25 protein-coding genes and 1 pseudogene are annotated in these 25038 nt (G+C 45.2%); 2 read left to right on the forward strand and 24 right to left on the reverse strand.

Going from position 1 to position 25038, the window contains the following annotated elements; translation table 11 throughout:
• From ACERC5_RS05675 to tsaB, 10 genes and pseudogenes are all read right to left on the reverse strand, one after another.
• Positions 1-149 (reverse strand): annotated as a pseudogene (locus ACERC5_RS05675) (lipoate--protein ligase); the annotation flags it as partial.
• A 529-nt stretch (positions 150-678) separates the two neighbouring features.
• Entirely contained in the window at positions 679-1596 is a 918-nt protein-coding gene (locus tag ACERC5_RS05680) for a pseudouridine-5'-phosphate glycosidase (protein ID WP_373658946.1), read from the reverse strand.
• A gap of 1 nt (position 1597) precedes the next feature.
• Complete coding sequence (locus tag ACERC5_RS05685) at positions 1598-2713, reverse strand: carbohydrate kinase (RefSeq protein WP_373658945.1); 1116 nt, start codon at positions 2711-2713, stop codon at positions 1598-1600.
• A gap of 274 nt (positions 2714-2987) precedes the next feature.
• On the reverse strand, positions 2988-3824 hold the full coding sequence (locus ACERC5_RS05690) for an energy-coupling factor transporter transmembrane protein EcfT (RefSeq protein WP_373658944.1): 837 nt from the start codon (positions 3822-3824) through the stop codon (positions 2988-2990).
• Positions 3817-5484, reverse strand: coding sequence for an ABC transporter ATP-binding protein (locus ACERC5_RS05695; RefSeq protein ID WP_373658943.1), 1668 nt, complete (start codon positions 5482-5484; stop codon positions 3817-3819). The genes ACERC5_RS05690 and ACERC5_RS05695 overlap by 8 nt, the downstream gene beginning before the upstream one ends.
• Before the next feature lie 64 nt (positions 5485-5548).
• Positions 5549-5869 carry an AzlD domain-containing protein gene (locus ACERC5_RS05700; protein WP_373658941.1) on the reverse strand — a complete coding sequence of 107 codons (321 nt, stop codon included), beginning with the start codon at positions 5867-5869 and terminating at the stop codon, positions 5549-5551.
• Positions 5859-6551 (reverse strand): AzlC family ABC transporter permease, encoded by a 693-nt coding sequence (locus tag ACERC5_RS05705; protein WP_373658940.1) that lies wholly within the window; start codon positions 6549-6551, stop codon positions 5859-5861. The genes ACERC5_RS05700 and ACERC5_RS05705 overlap by 11 nt, the downstream gene beginning before the upstream one ends.
• Positions 6552-6981: 430 nt before the next feature.
• The gene (tsaD, locus tag ACERC5_RS05710) at positions 6982-7995 is read right to left on the reverse strand and encodes a tRNA (adenosine(37)-N6)-threonylcarbamoyltransferase complex transferase subunit TsaD (protein ID WP_373658939.1); all 1014 of its coding nucleotides are present in this window, start codon (positions 7993-7995) and stop codon (positions 6982-6984) included.
• Between the two features lie 33 nt (positions 7996-8028).
• Positions 8029-8430 (reverse strand): ribosomal protein S18-alanine N-acetyltransferase, encoded by a 402-nt coding sequence (gene rimI, locus ACERC5_RS05715; protein ID WP_373660363.1) that lies wholly within the window; start codon positions 8428-8430, stop codon positions 8029-8031.
• A 1-nt stretch (position 8431) separates the two neighbouring features.
• Positions 8432-9115 (reverse strand): tRNA (adenosine(37)-N6)-threonylcarbamoyltransferase complex dimerization subunit type 1 TsaB, encoded by a 684-nt coding sequence (tsaB, locus tag ACERC5_RS05720; protein ID WP_373660364.1) that lies wholly within the window; start codon positions 9113-9115, stop codon positions 8432-8434.
• Positions 9116-9392: 277 nt separating this feature from the next.
• Between tsaB and ACERC5_RS05725 the strand changes: the two genes are divergently transcribed.
• Together ACERC5_RS05725 and rnjA are read left to right on the forward strand one after the other, a co-directional pair.
• Positions 9393-9623 carry a DNA-dependent RNA polymerase subunit epsilon gene (locus ACERC5_RS05725; RefSeq protein ID WP_373658936.1) on the forward strand — a complete coding sequence of 77 codons (231 nt, stop codon included), beginning with the start codon at positions 9393-9395 and terminating at the stop codon, positions 9621-9623.
• 1 nt (position 9624) lies between these two features.
• Entirely contained in the window at positions 9625-11304 is a 1680-nt protein-coding gene (rnjA, locus tag ACERC5_RS05730) for a ribonuclease J1 (RefSeq protein WP_373660365.1), read from the forward strand.
• Between the two features lie 76 nt (positions 11305-11380).
• On the opposite strand, the gene ACERC5_RS05735 is transcribed toward rnjA, so the two are convergent.
• The 14 genes from ACERC5_RS05735 to ACERC5_RS05800 form a co-directional block, all read right to left on the reverse strand.
• A complete protein-coding gene (locus ACERC5_RS05735) occupies positions 11381-12025 on the reverse strand; it encodes a CHAP domain-containing protein (RefSeq protein ID WP_373660366.1) in 645 nt (214 codons plus the stop codon).
• 180 nt (positions 12026-12205) lie between these two features.
• Positions 12206-12829 carry a YtpR family tRNA-binding protein gene (gene ytpR / locus ACERC5_RS05740; RefSeq protein ID WP_373660367.1) on the reverse strand — a complete coding sequence of 208 codons (624 nt, stop codon included), beginning with the start codon at positions 12827-12829 and terminating at the stop codon, positions 12206-12208.
• 9 nt (positions 12830-12838) lie between these two features.
• The gene (locus ACERC5_RS05745; RefSeq protein ID WP_373658929.1) at positions 12839-13153 is read right to left on the reverse strand and encodes a thioredoxin family protein; all 315 of its coding nucleotides are present in this window, start codon (positions 13151-13153) and stop codon (positions 12839-12841) included.
• On the reverse strand, positions 13140-13445 hold the full coding sequence (locus ACERC5_RS05750) for a DUF4651 domain-containing protein (protein WP_373658928.1): 306 nt from the start codon (positions 13443-13445) through the stop codon (positions 13140-13142). Before ACERC5_RS05750 ends, ACERC5_RS05745 begins: the two co-directional genes overlap by 14 nt.
• Before the next feature lie 32 nt (positions 13446-13477).
• Positions 13478-14578 carry a nucleotidyltransferase gene (locus tag ACERC5_RS05755; RefSeq protein WP_373660368.1) on the reverse strand — a complete coding sequence of 367 codons (1101 nt, stop codon included), beginning with the start codon at positions 14576-14578 and terminating at the stop codon, positions 13478-13480.
• Positions 14579-14845: 267 nt separating this feature from the next.
• The gene (fic, locus tag ACERC5_RS05760; protein ID WP_373660369.1) at positions 14846-15451 is read right to left on the reverse strand and encodes a protein adenylyltransferase Fic; all 606 of its coding nucleotides are present in this window, start codon (positions 15449-15451) and stop codon (positions 14846-14848) included.
• 461 nt (positions 15452-15912) lie between these two features.
• Positions 15913-16251 (reverse strand): hypothetical protein, encoded by a 339-nt coding sequence (locus ACERC5_RS05765; RefSeq protein WP_373660370.1) that lies wholly within the window; start codon positions 16249-16251, stop codon positions 15913-15915.
• A gap of 17 nt (positions 16252-16268) precedes the next feature.
• The gene (locus tag ACERC5_RS05770) at positions 16269-17600 is read right to left on the reverse strand and encodes an AbiH family protein (protein WP_373660371.1); all 1332 of its coding nucleotides are present in this window, start codon (positions 17598-17600) and stop codon (positions 16269-16271) included.
• Between the two features lie 41 nt (positions 17601-17641).
• Positions 17642-18130, reverse strand: coding sequence for a hypothetical protein (locus ACERC5_RS05775; RefSeq protein WP_373660372.1), 489 nt, complete (start codon positions 18128-18130; stop codon positions 17642-17644).
• A gap of 86 nt (positions 18131-18216) precedes the next feature.
• Positions 18217-22578, reverse strand: coding sequence for an Eco57I restriction-modification methylase domain-containing protein (locus ACERC5_RS05780; protein ID WP_373660373.1), 4362 nt, complete (start codon positions 22576-22578; stop codon positions 18217-18219).
• A gap of 3 nt (positions 22579-22581) precedes the next feature.
• On the reverse strand, positions 22582-23247 hold the full coding sequence (locus ACERC5_RS05785) for a methylase (protein WP_373660374.1): 666 nt from the start codon (positions 23245-23247) through the stop codon (positions 22582-22584).
• Between the two features lie 188 nt (positions 23248-23435).
• Complete coding sequence (locus tag ACERC5_RS05790) at positions 23436-24179, reverse strand: class I SAM-dependent methyltransferase (protein ID WP_373660375.1); 744 nt, start codon at positions 24177-24179, stop codon at positions 23436-23438.
• A gap of 227 nt (positions 24180-24406) precedes the next feature.
• Complete coding sequence (locus ACERC5_RS05795; RefSeq protein WP_373658917.1) at positions 24407-24739, reverse strand: type II toxin-antitoxin system RelE/ParE family toxin; 333 nt, start codon at positions 24737-24739, stop codon at positions 24407-24409.
• Positions 24732-25022: a hypothetical protein gene (locus tag ACERC5_RS05800; protein ID WP_373660376.1), complete on the reverse strand. Its 291-nt coding sequence runs from the start codon at positions 25020-25022 to the stop codon at positions 24732-24734. Before ACERC5_RS05800 ends, ACERC5_RS05795 begins: the two co-directional genes overlap by 8 nt.
• Between the last annotated feature and the right edge of the window lie 16 nt (positions 25023-25038).

Below are 25038 nucleotides of genomic sequence, written 5' to 3' on the forward strand. Positions count from 1 at the left end.
ATAGCGTTTTGGTGCTTGCCGATGATGATGGCTGGTTCATTGATCCACAGGATAAAAATTTCATCTTCATTGACCAGCTCGCGAAAGGCATAGCTCTCCAGAGCGATGTTGTAGGCAGGGTCATTGGACGTATTGACGATGTATTTCATGGCATTCTCCTTGTTAGAAAGTGGTTACTATCAGGTCTATTATAGCAAAAAGCTTCTCTATCTGGCAATCACAAGAGCATTTTTGTTACCGTTTCTTTTTCAAAAGGGAAACCATACTCATCCTCCTGCCAGCACAACAAACCATGCAGCAACACCAACAGCCACTCAGTCCCCAAAACCTATAACAAAACAAGCGCTATTCTAGTATCGGCTTTAGCCAGATGCCTATCTGACAAGCGGATAGAGCCTATCAGGCTTGCTGTTTACTACCAGCTGCTTCAACTGTTAGGCAGAAATATTGTTACGACGAACAAAACCCTCGTTTGACAACAACGAGGGTTCCGTTCTAGTTTGAGGGTTGAGCAAGCTATCCATTCAATCAATTTTTCTTTCATCACTTTCTATTGTAAACTAAAACAGCTGAATTGTCAGCTGTTTTGAGTCTAATTTCTATGAGGTAAACTACCTTTGATGAAGCTACAGGCCGTCGTTTTGCATCGTTCTCCGTGCACTACTATTTAGCTCGAATCTATTGCACTTGTTTAGCGTAATCTGCCGCAATCTGGGCACCGATTTTAGCATTGTTGTAGACCAGTTGGATGTTGGTCTTGAGGCTATCACCACCCGTCAACTCGACAATTTTCGCTAGAAGGAACGGGGTGCTGTCCTTGCCACGCACACCTTTTTCATCTGCTTCTGCCACTGCTTGGGCGATAATGGCATCGATTTTTTCATGCGGGATTTCATGCTCTGCAGGGATTGGATTAGTGACAAGGATACCTGCTTTGAGACCTAAAGCATCGGAATAGTGCATCATGCTGGCGATTTCTTCCGTGCTTTCCACACGGGTATTGAGCTTATACTCAGATGTCCTAGTATAGAAGGCCGGCAAATAGTCAGTCTGGTAGCCAACCACTGGTACACCCTTGGTTTCCAGGTATTCCAAGGTACGAGGCAGGTCAAGGATTGCCTTAGCTCCCGCACAAACGACCGTCACAGGGGTTTGTCCCAATTCGTCCAAGTCCGCTGAGATGTCCATGGTTTCTTCGACCCCACGGTGGACTCCCCCGATACCACCTGTCACAAAGACCTTGATGCCCGCCAAGTGTGCTCCGATCATGGTCGTTGCAACAGTCGTTGCTCCTAACAATTTTTTAGCAAAGACCTCTGGCAGGTCACGACGTGACACCTTAGCGACTGGTTTTTCCTTGGCCAAGCGCTCTAGGTCTTCTTCTTCCAAACCAATTTTGAACTGACCATCCATAATGGCGATGGTAGCAGGGACCGCTCCGTGATTACGAATAATTTGCTCCACGGTTTTCGCCATCTCCACGTTCTGCGGATAAGGCATCCCGTGAGAAATGATGGTGGACTCCAGCGCTACGACTGGTTTTTTAGCGTCCAAAGCTGCTTGGACTTCCTTGCTGATAGAGAGTAAGTGTTTCATCTTAGATTTCTCCTTTTTCCTTGAGTTGTTGATAGTTTTGTTCCAATAGCTGAGCGGATAGGTCGACTCGGACAGTCGCATCTGTCTGGATTGTATGATACGCATTGGTCAGACCGTAGGCGATCGCTTCTATAGCCGATTTCCCCTCCAAGAGACCGTGAATCAGACCTGCTGAGAAAGAATCCCCAGCTCCTGTCACATCAACGACTTTTTCGACCCTTGGCGGCTGGATATACTGTCGCTCCCCGGACTGATTGGCGTAGTAAGACGCCTGACTACCTCGGGTCATCAAGACATGCTCAAGACCCCTGCTCAGCCATTTTTCCGCCAAAGCTGTAACATCCTCCTCAGATGCCACCTGACAGCCAAAGTAGGCCTCACTCTCGTCCTGGTTGACCACCAGCCAAGTGACCCCAGTCAGGTCTTGAGGCAGATGGGTCATCTTGGGACTGCTGACGGGAATGACGACCAGCTCCTGCTCTTGTTGTTTAGCTAGTTCAATGGTTGCTGTCACCGTCTCAAGCGGTAGATTAAGGTCTACCACCAAGAGCCGGGCCTGTGCCAACCAACTTCGGTGACGATACAACCAGTCTGGTGTCATCTGGTCACAAATGGCCATATCAGCTAGCCCCAACTGCATGTCACCCTGACTATCTAGAATCGCTGTGTAAGACGAGGTCGTCTGCCCTTCGATTTGGGTGACCTGCTGGAGATTGACATAGCTTTCGGTCTGCGTCCGAATCCAATCGTAATCATGGTCTCGACCCGCCACAGAGAGCAAGCTGACGGCTTGCCCCAGTCGCCCCAGATTTTCAGCGATGTTGCGGGCAACCCCACCAACACTCATGCTGGCCATCACAGGATTACTGGTCTTAGGCTGCCAGTTATCACCAAGAACATACTTGCGATCCATGTTCATGCCACCGATGCAGATGACCTCTGTAGCGTGGTTGAGCACATAAGCTCGTCCAAGCAGGTATTTCTTGGTCATTAAGTTAGAAATTAAACCAGCCACCGTTGAACGATTGAGGCCTAGATGATCTGCAATTTCCTGCTGTGAGAGAAAAGGATCTTGTTCCAGAAGAGCGAGTATGCGTTGCTCATTTGTCGTTAGCATAGCACCTCCTTTTGGACTTTTGTTTATTTTTAGGATTTTTGTCCTAAAATCATTGTACTCCAAAAAGAAAACGGTGTCAAGAAAAAACTGCTAAATGGTCCAATATGCTCCTAAGGAAAAAACTTGCAACAAAGGTGAGGTTGCAAGTCTTTTAGAAAAATTTTTGAAAATGCAATTATTAGGAGATAGTGTCCTCCAATGCGGAACATCTGACACTGTCAGAGAAAATGCGGTATTCTCATGCCCTGCTAATTTTGAAGCGTCTGACCCAGGCTTAGCCGATAAAAGGATTGTAGAACCGACCACCATTGATCCAAAAGAGAGCAAGGGTCACCAAAACGACAGCAACAGCTAGCCCAATCACCGTATAATCACCAGAGTTAAGCTTTTGTGACTTATACCAGGTTCTATTTTTTTGTTGACCAAAACGGCGCAACTCCATGGCGGTCGAAACCGTATCAATCCGCTCCAACGAACTAAAAATCAGTGGCACAAGAATTTGAACATTACTCTTGATACGCTTGACTAAAGGCGCTTTTTTGGACAGTTCCAACCCTCTAGCTTCCTGCGAGAGCTTAATCATCTGGAATTCTTCTTGAATATCAGGAATATAGCGGAGCGTTAAGCTGACAGCATAAGCGATTTTATAAGACACTCCAGCTTGATGGAGACTGGCCGCAAACTGGCTGGGATGAGTGGTCATCAGAAACAAAATAGCCAGAGGCACCGTGCAAAAATATTTTAGCAAGAGGTTAAGGAGGTAAAAGAGTTGCTCGGCGGTCAGGTTAAATCGCCCCCAACCCTCCAGCAGAACGGTCTGACTATTATAAATCTCTACCCCATAAGCTGGCGCAAACAAGTAGACCATGATTAAGTTCAGAAGGGCAAAAACAATCACAATGGTCAAGACAAATGAAATTTCCCGTAATTTAATTCCTGCTAACCGAAAAAGCAACAAAGACCCAACGGCAATAAAAGCAATCAAACGTGTATCATAGGTTGTCATGGCAGCAACTGATACCAAAACAAAAAAGATGAGTTTAGCTACACCAGACAGGCTGTAGAGAAAGCCTGACCCTTCCTTATAACCAATCAATGTTTGTTTAGCCATGTTGACCTCCTTGTAGCATCTTATAATAGGCTGTCACTGCTTCTGGCGTGGCTTTCATTAGTCTTGCTAACTCAAACAAGGACGTTTGCTTGAGATTGGCTGCCGCCAGAATATCTGGCTGATTGAGGATAGCCTGAGGGCTGTCATCAGCCAAAACTTGACCATCACTGATCACCACACAGCGGTCGGCATACTCTAGCATGAGCTGCATATCATGGGTAATCATCACAATGGTACGACCCAGTGCATTGAGCTCATCTAGGAACATCATCATCTCACGATAGGTCCGCTGATCCTGACCGGCAGTCGGCTCGTCAAGCAAGATAATCTCGGGATTGAGCACCAAGATAGAAGCGATGGTCACACGTTTCTTTTGCCCATAAGACAAGGCTGAAATCGGCCAATGGCGAAAAGGGTATAAGCCACAAACCGTCAAGGCCTTATCAACTCGGCTAGCGATGGTTTCTTCATCAACACCACGCAGACGAAGCCCTAAAGCCACCTCATCACTAATTTGGGTCTGGCTAATCATCTGATTGGGATTCTGCAAAACATAACCAATCCGCTCAGAGCGCTCCTTAACAGTATCTGTGGAGATGTCCTGCCCCAGATAACGGATTGTCCCATTCACTGTCACAAACTGACAGAGGCTCTTTGCCAGAGTAGACTTACCGGCTCCATTTTTTCCGACGATTGCCAAACGCTCCCCCCGTCGCAGGGTCAGGTTAAGCCCTCGTAAAATAGGACGCTCTGGTTGGTAGGCAAAGGTCCAATCAGATAACTCTAACAAGGCTTCCATCTCCTTAGGACGAATAGCAGAGCTCCCCTCAGGCAACACTAAGTCTGGCAAGCTCAGCTCATCGAGCCGACTAAGATTGTCCAAACCTGTTAAATCAATACCCAGACCACGCAAAACACTGATATAAAGTGGTTCACGAATACCATATTGCCCCAGCAACTCAGAAGCCAGTAGCTCATCGGGATGACCGTTGAAGACCAACTCCCCGTCATGGAGCAGAACAATCCTGTCCACCGGTCTGTGCAGAACATCTTCTAACCTATGCTCAATGATAAGCGTGGTCGCCCCAGTCTCTTGGTGCAGTCGATCAATCAGCTCAATGGTCTCCTGACCAGACCGAGGGTCAAGATTAGCTAATGGCTCATCAAAAAGCAAAATAGGGCTCTCATCAATCAAGACACCACCCAGGCTAACACGTTGCTTCTGCCCGCCCGATAAGTCCTGAGGGCGGTGCTCCAATAATTCCCTCAACGCCAACTGGTCAGCCCAATAATGGACACGACTGACCATCTGATCTTTGGGGCAAGCATCATTTTCCAAGGCAAAGGCCAGATCTTCACCGACAGATAGACCGATAAACTGACCATCAGTGTCTTGTAACACCGTGCTGATCAGCTGAGAACGGTCGTAAATTGACAGTTGACTAATCTCCTGTCCTCTCACCAGCAATCGCCCTGTTTGTTTTCCCCTGTGGATATTGGGGATAATGCCATTTAAGCATTGCCCCAAGGTTGATTTTCCAGAACCAGATGCCCCGATAATCAGCACCTTTTCCCCTTCTTCAATGGTCAGGTCTATTTTTTTCAGGGTAGGTTCTGATTGGGCATCATATTGGAAGGAAAAATTCTCAAACCTTATCACCTTGCATCTCCCTAAACTTTAGCATTTGTTAGGAACATTATACCACAAAATACCTTTAATTCCCTCAAAGCAATCTCAAACCAGCCACACACCCCACTCCGACAAGGACCGTAAGGATAATGTTATTAGTCTTTTTAAAGGTCACATAGGTTGGTACTAAAGCCAGCGCTTCAATCAGCTTTAAGCTCGGCAATTGCCCAACACCAACCTGAAACACGCTGGACAGGATAAGCGTAAACATGATGCTGACAGGAAGATAAGATAGAAAGGCAACAACTTTCTCGGGTAGTTTGGCAAATTTCACTAAAAAATATGGAAAGATTTTAGGCAGCCAATTGGCTAAACTGGCGAGCAAGATTAGTACGACTGTTGATTTAGTCCACATCTGTTAACACCCCCACGAGACAACCCATCAAAGTCGCTAGTAAAACAGCTACCGACCCTTGCACCAAGACTGAAGAGAGCAAGTAAGTCCCTCCAACGCTAATTAGCATCACACCTATCCTAGAAGTTGCCACTCGCTTGCTCAAGACATCCAGCTGACTGGCAAAAATAGCAAGAAACATCACCATCAAGGCATAGTCAATCCCCAAACGCTCAGGATTTGGTAACAAGCCCCCTAACATAGCACCTAGCACACTAAAAACAAACCAAGAGAGGTAGCCCGCACCATTATTGCCAAACATCCATAACGGTTCCACCCGCTCAACCTCAAGCTGATGAGTCAGCAAGACACCGTAGCTCTCATCAGTCATCATGCTAGCAGCTAATAACTGTTGAGGCAAACGATAGCTTTCAAACACCTTGGTCGTATGAAGATTCAGCAGGAGATTGCGCAGATTGAGTAAGCCTATCGTCAGGGTCGCACTCACAGGGTCGGTCTGGGCAGCAACCATACCACACAAGGCAAATTGAGCCGAACCAGAATACACTATCAAACTCATCAGAGCCGTCTCTGCGGGAGACAGACCTGATTGGGTCGCCAAAATCCCACAAGCTAAACCAATGCTAGCATAGCCAAGAACGGTTCCTGTTGCAGCAGCCATGCCACGTCTAAATTCCGACATTTGTTGTTATCCTTTCAATCAGTTTCACTTATTTTCAACTGTCCTATCATAGCACAAAACCCACCTACCACAAAGGCAGACGGGTCAAAGTTATCAGATAAGAATGATTAAAAGAAAGTCAGCAGTAAGAGTTAGCTTGAACAATCATTTTCAGGTCAAAACGACAGTTCTCTGCCGACTCGGAAAAGGCTAGGTTGCTTTGTCTGGTTGATTAGCATTTATGCACGCAATATACTTTGCCTGTCAGAATAGCTATAGCAAGTTAATTCGTCGTCTTCTTAAAGTAACCTAATTTCTAAACTGCTCTTCAGCGCACAAAACTGACCAGCTATCAATTCTGTTCTGGCAACTGTCAGAGCCAACCATATCGTCCACCGTGACATCTAAAGTCAGTTATTAGCTGGTTACTAGCCAAGCAAGAAAACGCCTTTTAGTCCTCAATACCCTTAAAGACCAAACTAGGTTTGGCATTAAGCGAGAGGTCCGCAAGATTGCCTTTCTCGTATTCAACAACCGCAGCAAAGGCAATCATGCCGGCATTATCGCCACAAAGGCGCAGAGGTGGCACGATCACCTCAACTTCGGTGATGTCCACCGCCAGACGCTCACGTAAGCCCTGATTCGCTGCGACACCGCCTGCGACAACCAGCTGCTTGACAGGGTACTGGACGAGGGCCTTCTTGGTTTTTGCCATCAGCACATCCAGTACCGCCGCCTGGAAGGACGCACAAAGGTCTGTCAAGACTAAGTCCTCGCCCTTTTGCTGGGCATTGTGATGCAGGTTGATAAAGGCTGACTTGAGCCCTGAAAAAGAAAAATCCAGATGGTCTTCCTTGATCATGGCACGAGGGAGATTGTAGGTATCCTGTCCTTGATGGGCGAGCTGGTCAATCTCACGACCAGCTGGATAGGTCAAGCCCATGACCCGACCGACCTTGTCATAGGCCTCTCCTACCGCATCATCTCGCGTCTCACCAATGATGCGGTAATCCCCTGCCTCAGGTACATAGACCAATTCCGTATGCCCACCTGATACTAAAAGCGCCATAAGAGGATAAGTTAAATCGCTCTGCTCTTTTGCCGCCATCAGATGCCCTGCCATGTGGTTGACAGGGATAAGCGGAAGTCCATGCGCCCAAGCAAAAGCCTTAGCAGCTGCCATACCCACCAAAAGGGCACCAACAAGTCCAGGCCCTTCAGTCACCGCCACAGCCGTCAGGTCGCTAGCAACCAAGCCAGCCTCGCTCAGAGCATCGGCAATACAGGTCGTGATGATTTCCACATGGTGGCGGCTGGCCACCTCAGGCACCACTCCACCAAAGCGCTTGTGGCTCTCCACCTGACTAGCGATAATGTTGGTTAAGAGCTCCTTATCATTTTTGACAATAGCCACACTGGTCTCATCACAAGAGCTTTCGATGGCTAGGATGTATCTATCTGTCATCTGATTTCTTTCTATTTGGAAAATAGCTGAGCGTCACTGGTGACGCGTCATGATGATGGCGTCTTCAGTCGGCTGATGGTAGTAGTTCTTTCGCCGACCTACAGCAGAAAAGCCATGCTTGAGATAGAGGGCTTGGGCAGCCTGATTGCTGCTTCTCACTTCTAGGAAAATGGGCTGGCGCTCCTTAGCCAAGGCTTGCATGAGCTGGTCAGACAAGCCCCTGCCTTGGTAGGCTCTCTTGACAGCGATATTGGTGATTTCAAGCTCGCCAACTAAGAGTTGAACCGCCAAGAACCCAACTAATTCTTGCCCTTCATAACGATAAAAATACTGGCTTTCTGGCTTATCTAGGTCTGCACTAATCTGCTCAAGCGACCAAGGTGACTGCCCATAAACATCCGTTAAGATGTCGTAAATAGCTTGTGCTGTCGCCATCTTAGACCCTCTGGATGTAAGTGTTGTTATCGCCTGCTTCATGGTTCTTCAACCAATTTTCCTCGGCTTCAACCCGTTTGAGGTAGGTCGGTACAAAGGCGTGAGGATCAACAGGAACAGCAGTTATAGCTGCGCACCCGATACGATAAGCAGACGGCAAGGTTGGCAAGATATGGGCGTCTGGATAGCGCTCCTCAATCTGCTGACGGAAATTGCCCACCTCACCGACAAAGGTCAGGTCTCTCTGATCAGATAGGCGATCCAGTAAATCGTTAAAGGCACAGTTGGTATCTGGTGCAATTGCTCTGCCATTCTCATAAAAACCAGCATAAACCGTGTTGCGGCGAGCGTCGATCAGAGGGATAATCACCCCTTGAGCCTCAGGCGTTAGGGCGTAGAGGCTAGAGATGCCGACCAAGTCAATAGCAAGGGTATAGGCTAAAGTCTTGGCTGTTGCTACCGCCATCCGTAATCCTGTATAGGAGCCTGATCCCTGAGCGACAGCGATGCGGTCAAGGTCTTGAGGGGTCAGCCCTGCTTGTGCCATGAGAAAATCGATGCTGGGCATGAGGCTGATGCTGTGGTTTTTCTTGATGGTGAGGGTCAAATCCGCCAACAAACGGTCGTCCTCTAGAAGAGCGATGCTTAAAGCTTGGTTGGAGCTATCAAAGGCTAAAATCTTCATGCTTGTCCTTTTTATCTGATTAATATCTGGTTTTTATCAAGGCATTATGCGTCAACCTGCAAAGTCTCGGCTTGCTTATACCTCCTATTTTATGCTATAATTAAAATAATTGCAACGCATCACGGTCAAATTTAACACCTGTATCTTTATCGCTTATGACTGAGCGGTTAAACAGGTGCTGATTACTCTGAAATTTAATTAGCCAAGCACCCCACAATTGGGGATTGTTTTGGTGATGTTGACAGACTGACTGAGAAGCCATACAGAAAGGATTATCATGATTTACAAAGTATTTTTCCAAGAAACAAAAGACCGTAGCCCACGTCGGGAAACAACCAAGATCAGCTATATCGAGGTGGATGCCAAAACAGAACTAGAAGGGCGCATCAAGGTTCGTCAACTCGTTGAGGAAAACACCGCTTATAACATCGAACTCATTCAGTACTTATCAGATAAGCATTTAGCCCATGAAAAAGAGTCTGGCGTTTTTGAATTAACGGAGTTCTAAGATGGTAAAAGTGAACTTAAAACCACACGAAGTTGGGGTCTTTGCCATCGGAGGTCTTGGCGAAATCGGTAAGAACACCTACGGCATTGAGTACCAAAACGAGATCATCATCGTTGATGCTGGGATTAAATTTCCAGAAGATGATTTGCTAGGGATTGACTATGTTATCCCTGATTATTCCTACATCGTTGACAACATCGACCGCGTCAAGGCCTTGGTCATCACCCACGGGCATGAGGATCATATCGGTGGCATTCCCTTCCTGCTTAAACAGGCCAATATCCCCGTTTATGCTGGGCCATTGGCGCTAGCCCTGATTCGTGGCAAACTGGAAGAACACGGTCTGCTCCGTCAAGCCAAACTACATGAGATTAACCACAACAGCGAACTGGTCTTCAAACACTTGAAGGTGACTTTTTTCCGCACCACCCACTCTATTCCAGAGCCTTTGGGAATTGTCATCCATACCCCTCAGGGTAAGGTGGTCTGCACGGGAGACTTCAAGTTTGACTTTACCCCTGTTGGAGAACCTGCTGACCTCCACCGCATGGCAGCGCTGGGTGAAGACGGGGTGCTACTGCTGTTGTCTGACTCCACAAACGCAACAGTGCCAACATTCACAGAATCCGAGCAAGTTGTTGGAAAATCAATTCTCAACATCATTGAAAACATTCAGGGACGGATTATCTTTGCCTCCTTTGCTTCCAACATCTTCCGTTTGCAACAAGCTGCAGAAGCGGCGGTTAAGACCGGTCGGAAAATTGTTGTCTTTGGGCGTTCCATGGAAAAAGCTATTGTCAACGGTATCGAGCTCGGCTACATCAAGGTGCCAAAGGGCACCATCATCGAGCCAAACGAGATTAAAAACTACCACGCCAGTGAAATCCTCATCATGTGTACAGGAAGTCAAGGTGAGTCGATGGCGGCGCTATCTCGGATTGCTAACGGCATGCACCGTCATGTGGTGCTACAACCTGGCGATACAGTGATGTTCTCATCAAGTCCAATTCCTGGAAACACCACCAGCGTTAACAAGTTGATTAACACCATCCAGGAAGCTGGGGTTGAGGTCATTCACGGCAAGATTAACAACATCCACACTTCTGGACACGGTGGTCAACAAGAACAAAAACTGATGATTCGCCTCATGAAGCCCAAGTTCTTCATGCCGGTCCATGGGGAATACCGCATGCAAAAAGTTCATGCTGGTTTGGCAGTGGACTGCGGTGTGCCAAAGGAAAACACGTTTATTATGGAAAACGGTGATGTCCTCGCCGTAACTAAGGACTCAGCGCGACTGGCTGGCAAGTTTAATGCCCAAGATGTCTACGTTGACGGTAATCGTATTGGTGAAATTGGTGCTGCTGTCCTGCGTGACCGCCGTGACCTATCAGAAGATGGGGTCGTGCTTGCAGTAGCAACTGTTGATTTCAAGACCAAGATGGTTTTAGCGGGACCAGATATTCTCAGCCGTGGCTTCATTTACATGCGTGAGTCTGGTGATTTGATTCGTGAAAGTCAGCGCCTACTCTTTAACACCATTCGCGTTGCCTTAAAGAACAAGGAGGCTAATATCCAGTCTGTCAACGGCGCAATTATCAATGCGCTCAAGCCTTTCCTCTACGAGAAAACCGAGCGCGAGCCCATTATTATCCCTATGGTTTTAACACCTGATCAATAAACGTTGTCATCCAAATATGCAAAAAACGATTAGCCGAAATATCGGTTAATCGCTTTTTTTGACTGTCTTGATTTTCTTACAGGGTAGGAGGGTAAATATAACTCACAACCCCTTCAGAAGTTTGAGTTGGGTCAAAGAAACCACGATAGTTGGCAATATTGGGATTACCACCAATATTAGCTTCCAAGACCTGAATACTAAATTCACTCTGCACATCAGTCACATAAGCCACGTGACCATAGCCACCATAAGGATCGGTCCATACAGCAATCGCACCTTCGACAGGTACAGTACCTATCGTAAAGCCATCTGCCGCTGCACTCGCCGCCCAGTCTCCGCCATTGCCCCAATAAGTATATGCCCACGGTGCCAATTCCTTGACACCCCAGGTACACTGTCCAACGGGGTAGAAGTTGCCAGAAGTCAGGTTGGCTTGTGCATTTGCAATCGCCAGCTCGCTACGGCTTCGATAAGGATTAGCGGCTTCCTCTGCTGCTTTGGCCTCTGCCGCTGCCTTAGCATCTGCTGCAGCCTTGGCTTCTGCGGCTGCTTTTTCTTGGGCAAGTTTTAACTCTCGCTGGCGAGCTTTCAAAACAGTCACAAGCTCCTGTTCTGTCCGATCAAGACCGCTCGCTTGAACAGTTGATAATAGTGATAATTGTCCAGCCATCAAAGCCCCTAATAAGGCCATCTGGAACAATGATTTTCTTAATTTTAACATTATTTGAATTCCTTTCTATCATTAAACTGCCTGTCTAGCATACGATAGATTTGTAACAATCACATCACAAAGGCATGACATTTATGACAAAAAGATTAGAACTGATGGGCTAAAGCTATATTTTAAGGTTAAACGGCTTTCATTTAAGGAAAAACTCTCCTGAAAACAGGAGAGTTCTTACTAAAGACGCCAGTGTTTATCTGGTGAAAATATTTGACCAACGGGAGTATCAGCTGCTAATTCAATGATGCCCCGTTTTTGAGGAGCATTCGGTAGAGCCAGCTCCCTTGGGGAACACATCATACCGTAACTGTCAACACCGCGTAACTGCCCTGGAAAAATCAACAGACCACTCGGCATCATGGCACCTGGCAAGGCAACAATTGTTTTCAATCCTAACGCGACATTTGGAGCTCCGGCCACAATCTGAACCGTCTCATCAGCTGATACTTTGACTTGGCAAATGTTCAGGTGGTCACTATCTGGATGAGCAGTCAACTCAACAATCTCACCCACGACGAATTTGGGCTGGTCATCAGCCACAAGCTCCTCATCAAAACCAAGTTCAGTCAAGCGCTGATTGAGTGTCTGCAACTCCTCTGCTGACAGAAAAACCTGCCCATTCCCCTCAATTGGAAACAGTTCTGACACTTGGAAAATGTTCCAAGCCACCGTTTGACCATCAGCCTTGCGGACAATGCGGGCAACAGTCTCTCGCTTGTCAACTTCAACAGCTTGCTTCTGGTCGTCAGCGACAATGACCATGAGCACATCACCCACATGTTTGTTATAGATAAAAATCATGTTTTCTCCTTAGATCGTTTGTAAAAAATGGCTAATCTCTTGCTTTGTTTTTCGGAGGCGGTTAACGAGGCGACCGATTTCTTGACCACCTTGAGTGACAACAAGGCTTGGGATACCGAACACATCCCATTCCTTAGCCAAGTCCATAAACTGATCACGGTCAACCTGCAAAAAGGTCAGTTGTGGAAAATCCGCCACCAACTCATCTAAGACAGGATAGATAAATTGACAATCCCCACACCAATCTGCGGTAAACAAAAACACAACTTTCTGGTCACTGTTGACCAACTGACTGATCTCATTTATTGAACTAGCTTTCTTCATCATTTCTCTCCATATCATGCTCTTTGTAGTCGATGTCACCCTTGTGGTAGCGAAAATCAAACACCACACCATCATCAAAAACCACACCGCCAAAGGCTTGACCAGCTCTGCTATTGACCTCTGTCAAATAAACCACCTCAATCTCTCCCATCGGTGCGAAAAAGGCGCGAATCTCCGCTAACAGTTCGCTATCTTTTTGTTGCTCTTTGACCTGCTTTTTGTGACCAATAAGAGCAAGAACGCCTAGGGCGCTCACAAACCCTGTCACTATGGCAAATTTTTTCTTTTTCATGACCTTATTATACTCTAAACTCTCAGAAAATACTAGTCTACGTTAGCCGATCGGATGACTTTTCGCCCCCAGTTTTGCTCCTTGAGGGCAGGGTGTCCCAGCTGATAGACACGATCCGCCTGCTGGGTAAGGGCGTCCCATGGCTTTTTGCCAATGCGTGTGACAAGCTCTACCTGACCTTTGATGCTAGACAGGTGGGCTTGCCCAGCGGGGCTAAAGCCCAAGACTCGCACCGCAGACGGCAAGTAAGCTTCTGTCGCATTGACAAGGATATAGGCCAGCACCCGTCGCACCCGCGCCTTAGTGTAGCGCTTGGTCGCAACATGTGCGATGAGTTCGTCAATGGTCTGGCTATCGCCAATAGCAGAGCGGATACGACTAGCCAGCTCTGCATTGACCTGATAGATAGCTGTCAGGTTTGAATGGGTTAGGATCTGATAGCGAAGCAGGGGGAAATAAGCTTCCCAGGAGACCTGCGGTGAGGAGAGCAGGAGATCAGCCGCTGGGCTGACCCTGCGGACAAAGTCGCCATCTGCTAGGTGCTTGCGGATGGCTGTCGCTGACGCATACTGCTCTGCCATTTCCTCCGAGTGAAATCCTGCTCCCTGCCGAGCGATAGGGCAAAGGGCAATCCCTGTCCCAGCTGCCGCCTTGGCATAGGCCAACGCCAAAATGTGGTTGGGCGTGTCACCCGTGAAGGTCAGCCCCGTAAAGGTCTGCCACATGGTCTGCGCCTTTTCAGGGTAAGACAGGTGGTCGGGCAAGCACGAGAGAAACGCTTCCATCTCCTCTGCCTGCTTGGCGTAGGTGTCCGCGATCAACTGGTAGTCCATGACAGCCTCTGTCCCAAAGGCCAGCTGGCTAATCCCCAACTGCCTCAGGATGTCCACTGCCCCTTTGGCAAAGTAGTCCGCCGACTGGACAGACACTAGAAAAGGCAACTCGACCACGATGTCCGCCCCATGATTCAGCGCCATCTGCGCCCGCGTCCACTTATCCACGATAGCAGGCTCCCCCCGCTGCATAAAATTGCCACTCATGGCAACGATTTTTAAACCTTCCACTTGGTCAAGCAAGTACTTGTGTCCATTGTGAAAGGGATTAAACTCTGCGATAATGCCTGTTGTTGTCATGGGGGTCCTTTCTGTCGTACGATAATCGACTTAGCACTATCTTAAGTGAAAACAGTCAAGAATACTGTGCTCAAATTCTGTTCCTTTTCATTATAACACATTCAGAAAAGGTAAACCGTAGCTTTATGAGTGCTTCCTCTGCTATACCGACCAACAATATACTCTATGTAAGCTTCTGTTAATTGGTTTATCCCTTCCCAAGTTTTAGTTGGTGAGAAAGGGGTTAAATAGGCTATTTTTCATGAGCTGTTGTCTAAGGCAGAATAGCTATAATTCGTCCGTTTTATAGGTAAAATAACCTTCGTAATGGTAGCTGGCGTCCAGCCCTTTTATATAAATCTGCCGGTTATCTACAGCTGTTGTCAAGGCATGCTGGATAAGGTATTTAATTTCAATGCTTCGGATGGGGCTACGTTCCATGGCAAGAAGATAATCTTCTTTATCAATTTTTGACCAGTCAATAACTTGTCCCAACTGATGTTTTAGAAGGTGGTCAAGCCACAGTCTCCCTGCTCTGCCATTGCCCTCACGAAAGGGATGAGCGACGTTCATCTCAACATACTTGTCGATAATAGCATCAAAGGTCGTTTGGGGCATGGTGTCGATATGCTCAAGAGCAGCTCGAAGGTACATGGTCGGAGCAAAACGGAAATTCCCTTTGGCGAGGTTGACCGTGCGAATCTCTCCTGCAAAAGGATAAATGTCCTCAAAAAGGTGGGTGTGAATAAAGGCGAGGGTACTAAACAGGCCTGGAGGTTTGTCTCTAAGCAAATCTTGTTCAAAAAGCTCCAATGCCTTTTTTTTACTGATTTTTTCCTCTTCCCTTGCCAAGTCGCTGGACGTGGTTAAGCCTAACTTGTTTTCTAATACCATAATGATTGTTCATTCCTTTCGTTTCACTCAAGGCACAACACTGAATGAAAGAATGTTACACTTGTTTTCGACTATAATTAACGTAAGAAACCCCATCACCGACAAACAGGGAATCACGATATACCTTCTTTACCTTTACGAATGAGCTTCTTCAGCTGCGAGACGGGTTGGAAAGAGGGACGATAAGTGGTAAATATCTTTTCCAAAAATAAGTCCTTGTAGCCATTGTTCACATTGTAATCATTTTCCTATTCTAAAAAACGCTTGGGCTTGCCATCCATCGGCACAATCATACCACTGTTTCTTAGAATTGTCAGCTGTTGGTTAAATGTCTTGTATTCTTTCATCCCCTTATCTCCAATTAAGCTACTGCTATATCATTTTTGATAGCCTGTCAAGAAAAAAATGGGTGGTTGATTTTTTCGTAGGTGGGGAGCATGATAGACCTCTATCTTCTTTATCTAAAGATTTACTAGTTTAGGAGATTTACTAATATTTTCCAAAAACAAGCGCTTGAGGCAAGATTCGGGAGTTTCCGAACGACCTAAAAAACGATAATGTAATACTTTGATTTTATCAATATTCATAACTCCGATACATAGATTACAACCCCAGGGATTATCATCCGAAGCTGTAAAAATATGTATTCTATCATCAGTTCCATTTTCCTCTTTGGAACTATATCGATAAATAATTCCTGTAATAACTACTCCTGACTTCAAAATTACTTCGACATAATCTCTAACATAACTCCACGCATGTGAAGTTCTACTTTCCAAATCTACTAACTTCCTTAACACAAAAAATACCTCCTTAATTACAATTCGACCAGTTGCAGACGATTGGTCTGAATCAATCTAGTTAATAAGTTCTTTCCATGATTTTTATTATCCATTGTCTGACCATATTTTTCAATCAATCGAGAAACTGAATATAGCTGCTCTTGTTCAATTTCTTCCCGTCTATTCTTATCAAAAACACTATAATAAAAAATTAATTTCAGATCATTATTTTGATATAAATTATAATGGTCAAATAACTGCTGAAAGTAGGAATAGTCTGCTTCTGCTAAAGAATGTCCATAAAATTTAATCATTTTTACAGTAGGAGAATATATTTCTCTTCCATTACCAGCCTCTTCAAATCCAATTGAATAATTTTTAAATGTTCTATACGTTTTTGTGAAACGATATTCAAACGAAGTTGCATCAAATAATGATGCATCGACTCCAAATATAATTGTGGAATGCTTTAGCCCTTCGTTTTTAGGTAATCTACCATGAACATCGAAAAATAACTTAGGTGAGAATTTAGGTCTAAAAATCTCCGACCATATTGAGCTATAATTAAAACTCATCAAATAATAAGGTCTTGGCTCAATATTAAATAGATCTACATGTGGATCTAGCATTTTCCGTAGAAGAGCATTTACTCTTTCCCCATACTCATGATCCATATTCTGCTTTTGAAATGCTACAAAACGTTGAAAATCATACTCTAACTCATTTAGCTCATGCAAAAGAACCTGAGTTACCCACTCTTTAATGTGATTCAAATCCACCTCGTCAGGCTTATTATAAATTTCTTGCAACTTTTCATAAGCAAAATGATTGGGTAAAACTAAATCGTTTAATTTTTTGCGAACAATAATAAAGGCAATTTTTGCCAGTATCCCTGCTTTTGAGTTACTAGGAATAGGAATGCTTATCCTTTTTGACTTATAAGTAGGTTTAGATTTATTGTTTACAATAAGCGAGGAGATATAATCAATCATTCTATAATCTTGTAAATAGGTAGCTAATATCGATTCCACAGAAGACCAATTAATATTTTTCACCATTTTTTCATACAGAAAAATATGATACCAAATATTGAGTTTAGGATAGTAGTCATATCGGTTGTAATAATCTAAACGGCTCAATTCTCCCCAGTTTTTTACATGTAAGTCAGTATATTTGATTGATTCGGAAACTTTATCAGAAAACTCATCTAAGTTGAAAGTGTCGTAGTTAATAGAATCTGAAATATTGCTATCCAATTTTGAGAAGGTATACTTTAAAAAATTCTCATAGGTTGTCCCCAAGCCACATTGTAAATCAAATCCATTACCAATGATAAACAATTCTTCGATAGGACTTATTTCATCCATTCCGCTGCCTCCGCCTATATGTCTCTATATCGTTTTAAATCTTACTTTTTCTTAGTCTTACTATTTCCGACAAGTTTAGATTTAATAGCATTAGCACAAACCTCTGTCAATGGTTCACCTATTGCTTCCTTGTAGTTAAAACCTAACAATTGCATTGTTTTTAACGTATCTGTATTCAATAGAGCTACCAGTTGCTTCATTGATTCAGATTGTTCAGTGGGAAGTTTGCTAAATGAGCCTAGAAGATCAATAGCCTGAGCCAGTGTATTATGTAGATAAACGATGTCATCATCTTTTATATTAACTCTATCATACTCTTCTTTATAAAGCTGAGCAATACGTAAGGCATCCGCACGTTCGGACAGCAATTCATTTATGATATCGTCATAAGCACTTCTTAACTTATCAACATCTTGCTCTGCTTTCATTGACTGAATTTTGCTATTGATTTTAGCCGTTGTACCTTTAACTGCCAAAATTCCAAGTTCTACCCCTGCTTTTACCAAGGATTCTGCAATATAGTTTTCCATGATCCTCCTCCTATCGTCAAATAAATTCAACTCCCCACCGTCCACTTAGGCGACCCGTCACCTAAGTGGACGGTGGGGGTTATCTCCTAGTCCATAGCTTTAACGTGTTTCTTCATAAACAATCGGATATGCCGTGGGATATCGTAATAGTCACACAGCTGCTCATGAATCTCATCTACCGATTTTGTCCAATCAATCGTGCTATTATCTGAAAAATCGAACCATGGAACATATTTCCAAACAGATTTTGTATTATCTTGTGTAATTTTCAATACACCAAGCAAGGTTCGTGCAAATGGAGTTTTAATATATTTCAACAAAGCTTCAGCTTCTGCCAAAGTTTCAAATGCACCAATCGAAAGAAAGGTCTGTGTGTGACCCACGAGTGGGGTACCCACGAGTGGGGTACCCACGAGTGGGGTCGATAGAACTTCGCCTATCGCCCCACTGCCATTGGCTTTCGGCAGAAAAACCTTGTACATTTCAAAGTTTAATGGTCCTCTAACATAACGTGCAGGAGCATATTTGAATGTGCGCTCGTTATTGACTCTTCCTAAAATTTGGACATGTGGCTCACTCGGTGGATTATCTGTAAAAATTTCAGGCAACTTTTCAAGGACATTAGTTTTCACATCATACTTATGACCTTTGCTCAAGCGACTTTCAATATCTGGGAAGTCCTTGTGTAATTCTTCTGTAAACTTATAGCTTTCAGGCGAGAAAATCATCGGGGTGATTGATAAGAAATCTTCTCTGTGGGAAACAATTTTATACATTTCACTTAATTCTTCAAAAGCAGTAAATGTTTCAATCTCTCCAAAATCTTTGTCTGTATCCCGGTAGGTCACCACAACCCCACCCTTAATATCTGTATTTGGGAAGACCTTAGAACTGTCTTGCTCATAATGAACAACTTTCAAATGAGTATCTGCCAGCATTTTTCGATTAAAGTCTTTAGGTGTTGCACCTGCATTAAAAAGGAAACGTGCAGGTGTAATTAAAGCAACCTTATCTGACAACTGGTAAGATAATTCCATAAACTTGTGATAAATCGGAGGTGTCTGGGTGTTCTCTCCAATCCCCTCCTCCTGATATGGCGGGTTACCAATCACAACATCAAATTTCACGTCTTTGAAGACCTCCTTTATCTTGTCCTGACCGCTTGAGAGGTCGGTTTTGAGGGTCTGGCTGAGCCCATCGATATAAGCAACATTGACAGCCAGATTGCGGTAGCCAGCCAGCGTCCGATCAGTGATGGTCTTGGCCATCGGGGTTTTAGCGACAGCATAAATCTGCTCCTGCAAAATCTCGCCATAAACCGCCAACTCGTCAAAATGACTATCCTCATTAGTCTCCACAGCCTTGTGGAAGAGACTAATGGCCGCATGTAGTGGATAAAGCCCTGTTTTGGCGTTGATATCAAGGAAGGTCTTACCTTTTTGGTAAATAGCAGAGCTATCCTCACGCTCTACCCAGTGCAGGGCTGATTTGCCATCTATGGTCATGCTGGTAAAGCTATCGTCAAAAAAGTTAAGCCCTCCGATGGTCTTGGTCACTTGCAGATTGACCACCCGCCAAGGGGTTAAGACCGTTTCCTTGTCAGGATTCTTAAAGGTGCTAAAGAGCTCCGCAATTTTCTCAGCCCGCTCGATGACCCCTAGTCGGTCAAAGGATTTAGCCCGACAACGGATAATGCGCCCCGCCTCGATAAAGACCTCAGGATCGTAGAAGCGGACAATCTTGCGGAACATCCCTTTAGTAAAGCCCTTTGGCATAAACTCCTGCCAGGAAGCGTCATCTACTGCACTGATGAAACGATCGATACTGATGTCCTCATCAAGGTCAACCATCATCCCGTAAATCATCATAGGAATACGGATAGAGACTCCACGTAGGATGGAAATCATAGCCTTACGCTGGTTTTTAGCTTCCTTGAGCTTGGCAAGTAACTCCTCTTCTTCTTTGGTTCGCTGCTTTTTCGGTTTCTTCTGGACTACTTCCGCCTGTTCATGCTCTTCCTCGCTCATGCCATTGTCATTGATGATAATCTTGGTCTGGCGTTCTTTATTGGTCGTGCCAACGATAGCCTTGACATCGTTAAACAGACTGGCATCATCTGCTGTCAGGGTTAAGAGCTGATCATTGTAGAGGCTATCGTCCTCAAAGCCTGACCGCACCGCTTTTTCCGCATAGACTTTCTTGAGCTGGGTCAGCATACGATCGACGTTGTAAGTTTTCATGCCATTACCATCATTACTCAAAATGGGCATAAAATTAAGGAGTTTCGTCATGGCACTTGTTTGTGCCTTACTGTTTTTCTTACCGACACCAGAGTTAATCCGAGCTGACTCTGCCATGACAGTCAGAGCACGATCAGGAGCAAAGTCAAAGACATAGCAGACTTCTTTTTTGCCTAATGTTTCATGAGAAAATGGCGTCTGCGCACGAAAGGCCGCTTGCAGATAGTTCATTGGGCTTGTCGTATTGTTTAAAAAGACCACGCCCGTCCACTCTGGAACATTGACTCCAGTGGTCAGCTTGCGCACCGTTAGGGTGATGGTCTTGGTCAGACTTGGATCGTCTCCAATCGCCCGCTGTACCTTTTCAAGGTCATCAGCCGTTGCCTCACCGCTATTGTCACCATCTTTCACCACATTGACGATGGTATAGTCTTTTCCAAAGACAGGGTGGGCGAGAAGTGCCTGCTCAAAGGCTGCCGCTTCCTTGACCCCAGGCAAGAGCCAGAGGGTGTGACGCAGCGTTTCACGATAATTAGCAGTGGAGAAAGGGTAGTCTGTTTTAGGGTTTTCCTGACTAATCTGGTCTAAAAAGGCTTGAACCTCCCGCTTGTAGACCAGCTCCTCTTTATCATCAACCTTGAAGAACTCACGGAAGTTAAAGGACTTGCTTTCGTCAGCAAACTGCTCTTTGTTTGCCATCTCAAAAGTGTACATCTCAACCCGCGGCAATTCCCCATAAGGGTTCGGCTTATCAGGATGGGTTCGCTCCCAGCGGAGTTTCGCCTCTTGCTCCATGGTATAGTCCCAAGTATAAACCTGCTCCTCGTCGTACTGATCCAGCAGGTTAAAAGGAGTGCCTGAGAGCTCAAGGATTTTCGTCTTTTCCTTGACAAGAGCAGTCATAACCGTCTGATTGAGCTCGGTCTGAGTCCCCTCATGCGCCTCATCGATGATAATCAAATCCCAGTCCACATCAGCATAGTCCGCCAGATTAACCTCACCACCGCCATACCGAAGCAACTGAATCGAGGCAAAATAGATGAAAGGTGTTTCTCCCATTTTTAGGACTTCGAGCTTTTCCCCACGATCTTTGGCACCATAACGGTAGCCTGCTTCTGCCATCTTCATCTTACCAAAGTCATCAAACCAAGAATTTTTGACCACAGGACGATGGGTCATGAGCAGTACCTTTTCAAATCCCATATCCTTAATGAGTTGGAGACTTGCCAAGGTCTTACCAAAACGCATCTTGGCATTCCAGAGCATCCTGTCTTTCTTTTTGAAAACAGCCTTGGTCTGATTGACAGCGTCTTGCTGATTAGGGCGTAGAGAAAGGACTGCTTCATCAGCAGTTGCTGGCAAATTAAGAGCATAGCGACCTTCTTTGACTGCTTTAATAGCTGCTTTAGCAGTTTCAAGGTCAACTTCAAACCATTCGTTTCCTTGGAGTTTTTCGGCTTGTTTAATGCCTGAACGCTTCAAGACCTCATGCACATCATGGTCGTGAAACCATTTTTTCTGAGCTTTTTGCCAAGCTAACTCTACCCAACCCAACTGATAGGTCAGTCCTGCGGTTGTCATGTACTGTTTAATCCGCTTTGGGGCAACCTGACGTAGAAAGTCACTGTTAGCAGTCCAATCAGCTTCCATGTCATCTTCAGCAATCGTTCCTTCACCGATTTTTTGCGTTCCATCGTAAGCCGAAAAACCACCGTTGCTATTATCCACCGTTTGGATATAGATGAACTTGCGTTCCGCCGTCTGATAGCGTTGTTGAGCTTGAGGGATAAAAAAGTCCCTGATCATCAGCTGGTCATCCACATAGGTTTTCATAAACCAAACCAGCAGAAAATGAATGCTTGCCAGAGATTTTTCGGCATTCTCCTTAGTGGCTTGTTCTGAATTGAGGACATGAACCGCATCGTTCCCTCGCCCTTTCAAGCGACGAAAGGCCATCATGACCTCACCTGATGGGTCTTCAATCTGCTCATCAATCAATTTTAAGGTATTATGAAAGGTCAATCGTTCCGCATCAAGATAGCACCGATCGGCGACTAATTTCGCTAAGTGTTCAGCCAGTTTTCTGGTATTAAAAAGAACATTTTCAAAATGTTGGTATGTAAAGCTCTCCTCCGCAATATTTGCTGTGGCAACTAATTCACCCAAGTCTTCATCAAGTTTCAAAAAATCAAAATTACTGGTTAACATCCTCTAACCTCTCAATTGATACACTTTCTGGATTGGTAAAATGGTTTCTTGCGTTTGGTCATCATCGTCAAACTCAAACAAGCTCAACTGTCCCTCGACAACAGTAGCTTCTGCTGATTTTTCTCCCAGCATATCGGCAAAAATAACCTGTTTACAACTCACCTTACTAGGATTGCCTTTGACCGCTTGCCACTCCCAAAAAACAATGAGCTCATTGGTATCAGGATGTCGTTTGGTCAAGGTGTTCCCTCGAACAATATTGCGATGAATGAGAAAATGTGCCGAGCGATAGAGACCGGTCTTGCTACCCAATCGTTCACCAAACTGGGTCTCATACCAGTCTAAATAATAGATAAAGAGCCGATCACGTGCCACTTCCAGATTATCCGCTAAAAACTCAATACCGTAGATACTAGCGAGGGCAAAAAGAGATTTCGTCTTCCAATTCTTCTTATCGTATTGTTGCGTCAAAGCCTGTAATTTTCTCTCCAAAATCGCCAACAAAAAATTCCCATCACCAGCAGCAGGTTCTAAAAAAGTCGCATGAATCTGCTCACAAGCCACTTTTATTTCTGGAATATCCAGCATCATCTCTACCATCCATCTGGGAGTAAAGACTTCTCCGTGTTGCTGAACACGCTGTTTTGACTTAATCAGTTGTTCGGTCACACTAAGCCCCTTTCATCAGTATACTAGCTTTATTATACCATAAAAAGCCCTTGGTTTAGGGCTTTTTCACGATTTGTAAAACAAACTTAGGAAGGATATAAGCCTCAGCGGAACAATAGGTTAAGGATAGAGAATAAATCAACACACTCAATGGCAAAAATACGGAGCTCTCTGTGGCTAGTCACGCCTTACTTCCTCCCCACAAAAAACCATCGTCTGCTTTTTTCTGTTGGTTCCTTGTCTTCAAAGTCCGCATAGACCTTGACATCGGTGAAGCCGACCTGTTCCAGCAAGACGTCATAGGTCAGGAGTTCGTAGGTACGTTCTTCGTGAATCTCATCGTAGCGGGTAAAGCGTCCATCCTCGTCCTTGATGAAAAAGGTCAGCTCATGGACAACCGAGTGCGGCGCCTCATCTTCATAGGTGTCCCAAACCATGGCAAAATCCTCTGCATTTTCATGATGAGAATAGCCCGGGAAAACCTCATCCGTCTGATAGGTCGAGTGAACGTCAAAAATAAAAGTACCACCATCATTGAGATGAGCGTAAACGCCAGCAAAGACATCCCCCATCTCCACCTCGTCCGCCAGATAGCAGAGCGAATCAGAGTAGCAGGTCACTAGATCAAACCGCCCCACACCGCTCAAGTCCAGCATATTGCCCGCCACAAAGTCAACGGCAACCTTGGCAGAGGACGCCCGCCGTTTTGCGACCTCCAGCATCTCCTCACTCAAATCTAAGCCCGTCACCTCAAAGCCCGCTTGTGCGAACCGCACCGACTGGATGCCCGTCCCACAGGCCAGCTCCAGCAGTTTGGCTCCCTTTGGTTTTTTAGGAAAATGGCGGAGCGAAAAGTCCGTCCAAAGGTCATACAGCGAATCGTCCATGATAGCATCATAGACCGATGCGAATGTTTCGTAATTTTTAGTCATACACTTCTTTTCTATCTAATTTCTGAGGTAACACAGACAGTAGTAATCGCCTAAGGGCGTCCCATACCTAAGTTTTGAGCCACAACCTCGAGACTTCCGTCATGAACGAAGAGTTTTCTTTCGTTCACTAGTGCTAGAGCGAGAGTCATCTTATACAGCTCACTTTCGCTCACTGCTCCTTCCCTTCTCATTTACAGTTACTGACTTTGCCACATCATCACAACAGCTTACTTAAACAGCTTAAAATAGTCACTCTTTGTGGATAGCAGATACCGCACCTGAACAATTTTCTCATCCGTATCAACATCATACAAGACGATATATCCCTTTTTCAAGGGGAGCCCTCTAGTCACATGACCGGGGGTCAAAGCCTTTCCAAATCGTTCATCAGCATTAAACCCTCGCTCTGGAAAAATTTCTAAACTTCTTAAGCCCCTAATCAGCTCTCGTACAAGTTTCTCTCCAGCCGATGGATTGGATAAGCTATGACTGATGTATTGTCTGATTTCTCTTAGCTGCTTATAAATTTGATTGGGCACTTGAACCTGATAGTTATCCAAAAAGCTGCTCCTCTAGTTCATCCAAGGTCAGGTAGTTGCCAGCTGACATGTCAGCTACATTTTTCTGTACTTCTTCCTGCAATTCTCTAAACAAGCGTTCCCTTTCCAACTCTTCTTCAGAGAGCAAGTCCACCTGACCTGTGACAGCGATATTTTTCAAAAACAACTTTAAGATCTTGCCCAAACTGCTGCCTTGTCCTTCGACAACCGCTCTCGCCTCCTCAACTAGAGATGGCTCTACCCGAAAGTTCACAATTTTTGTTTTCTCTGCTACTTGTCCCATCGTTATTTCCTTTCTG

The sequence above is a fragment of the Streptococcus sp. E24BD genome (assembly GCF_041807825.1).
Classification (GTDB): domain Bacteria; phylum Bacillota; class Bacilli; order Lactobacillales; family Streptococcaceae; genus Streptococcus; species Streptococcus entericus.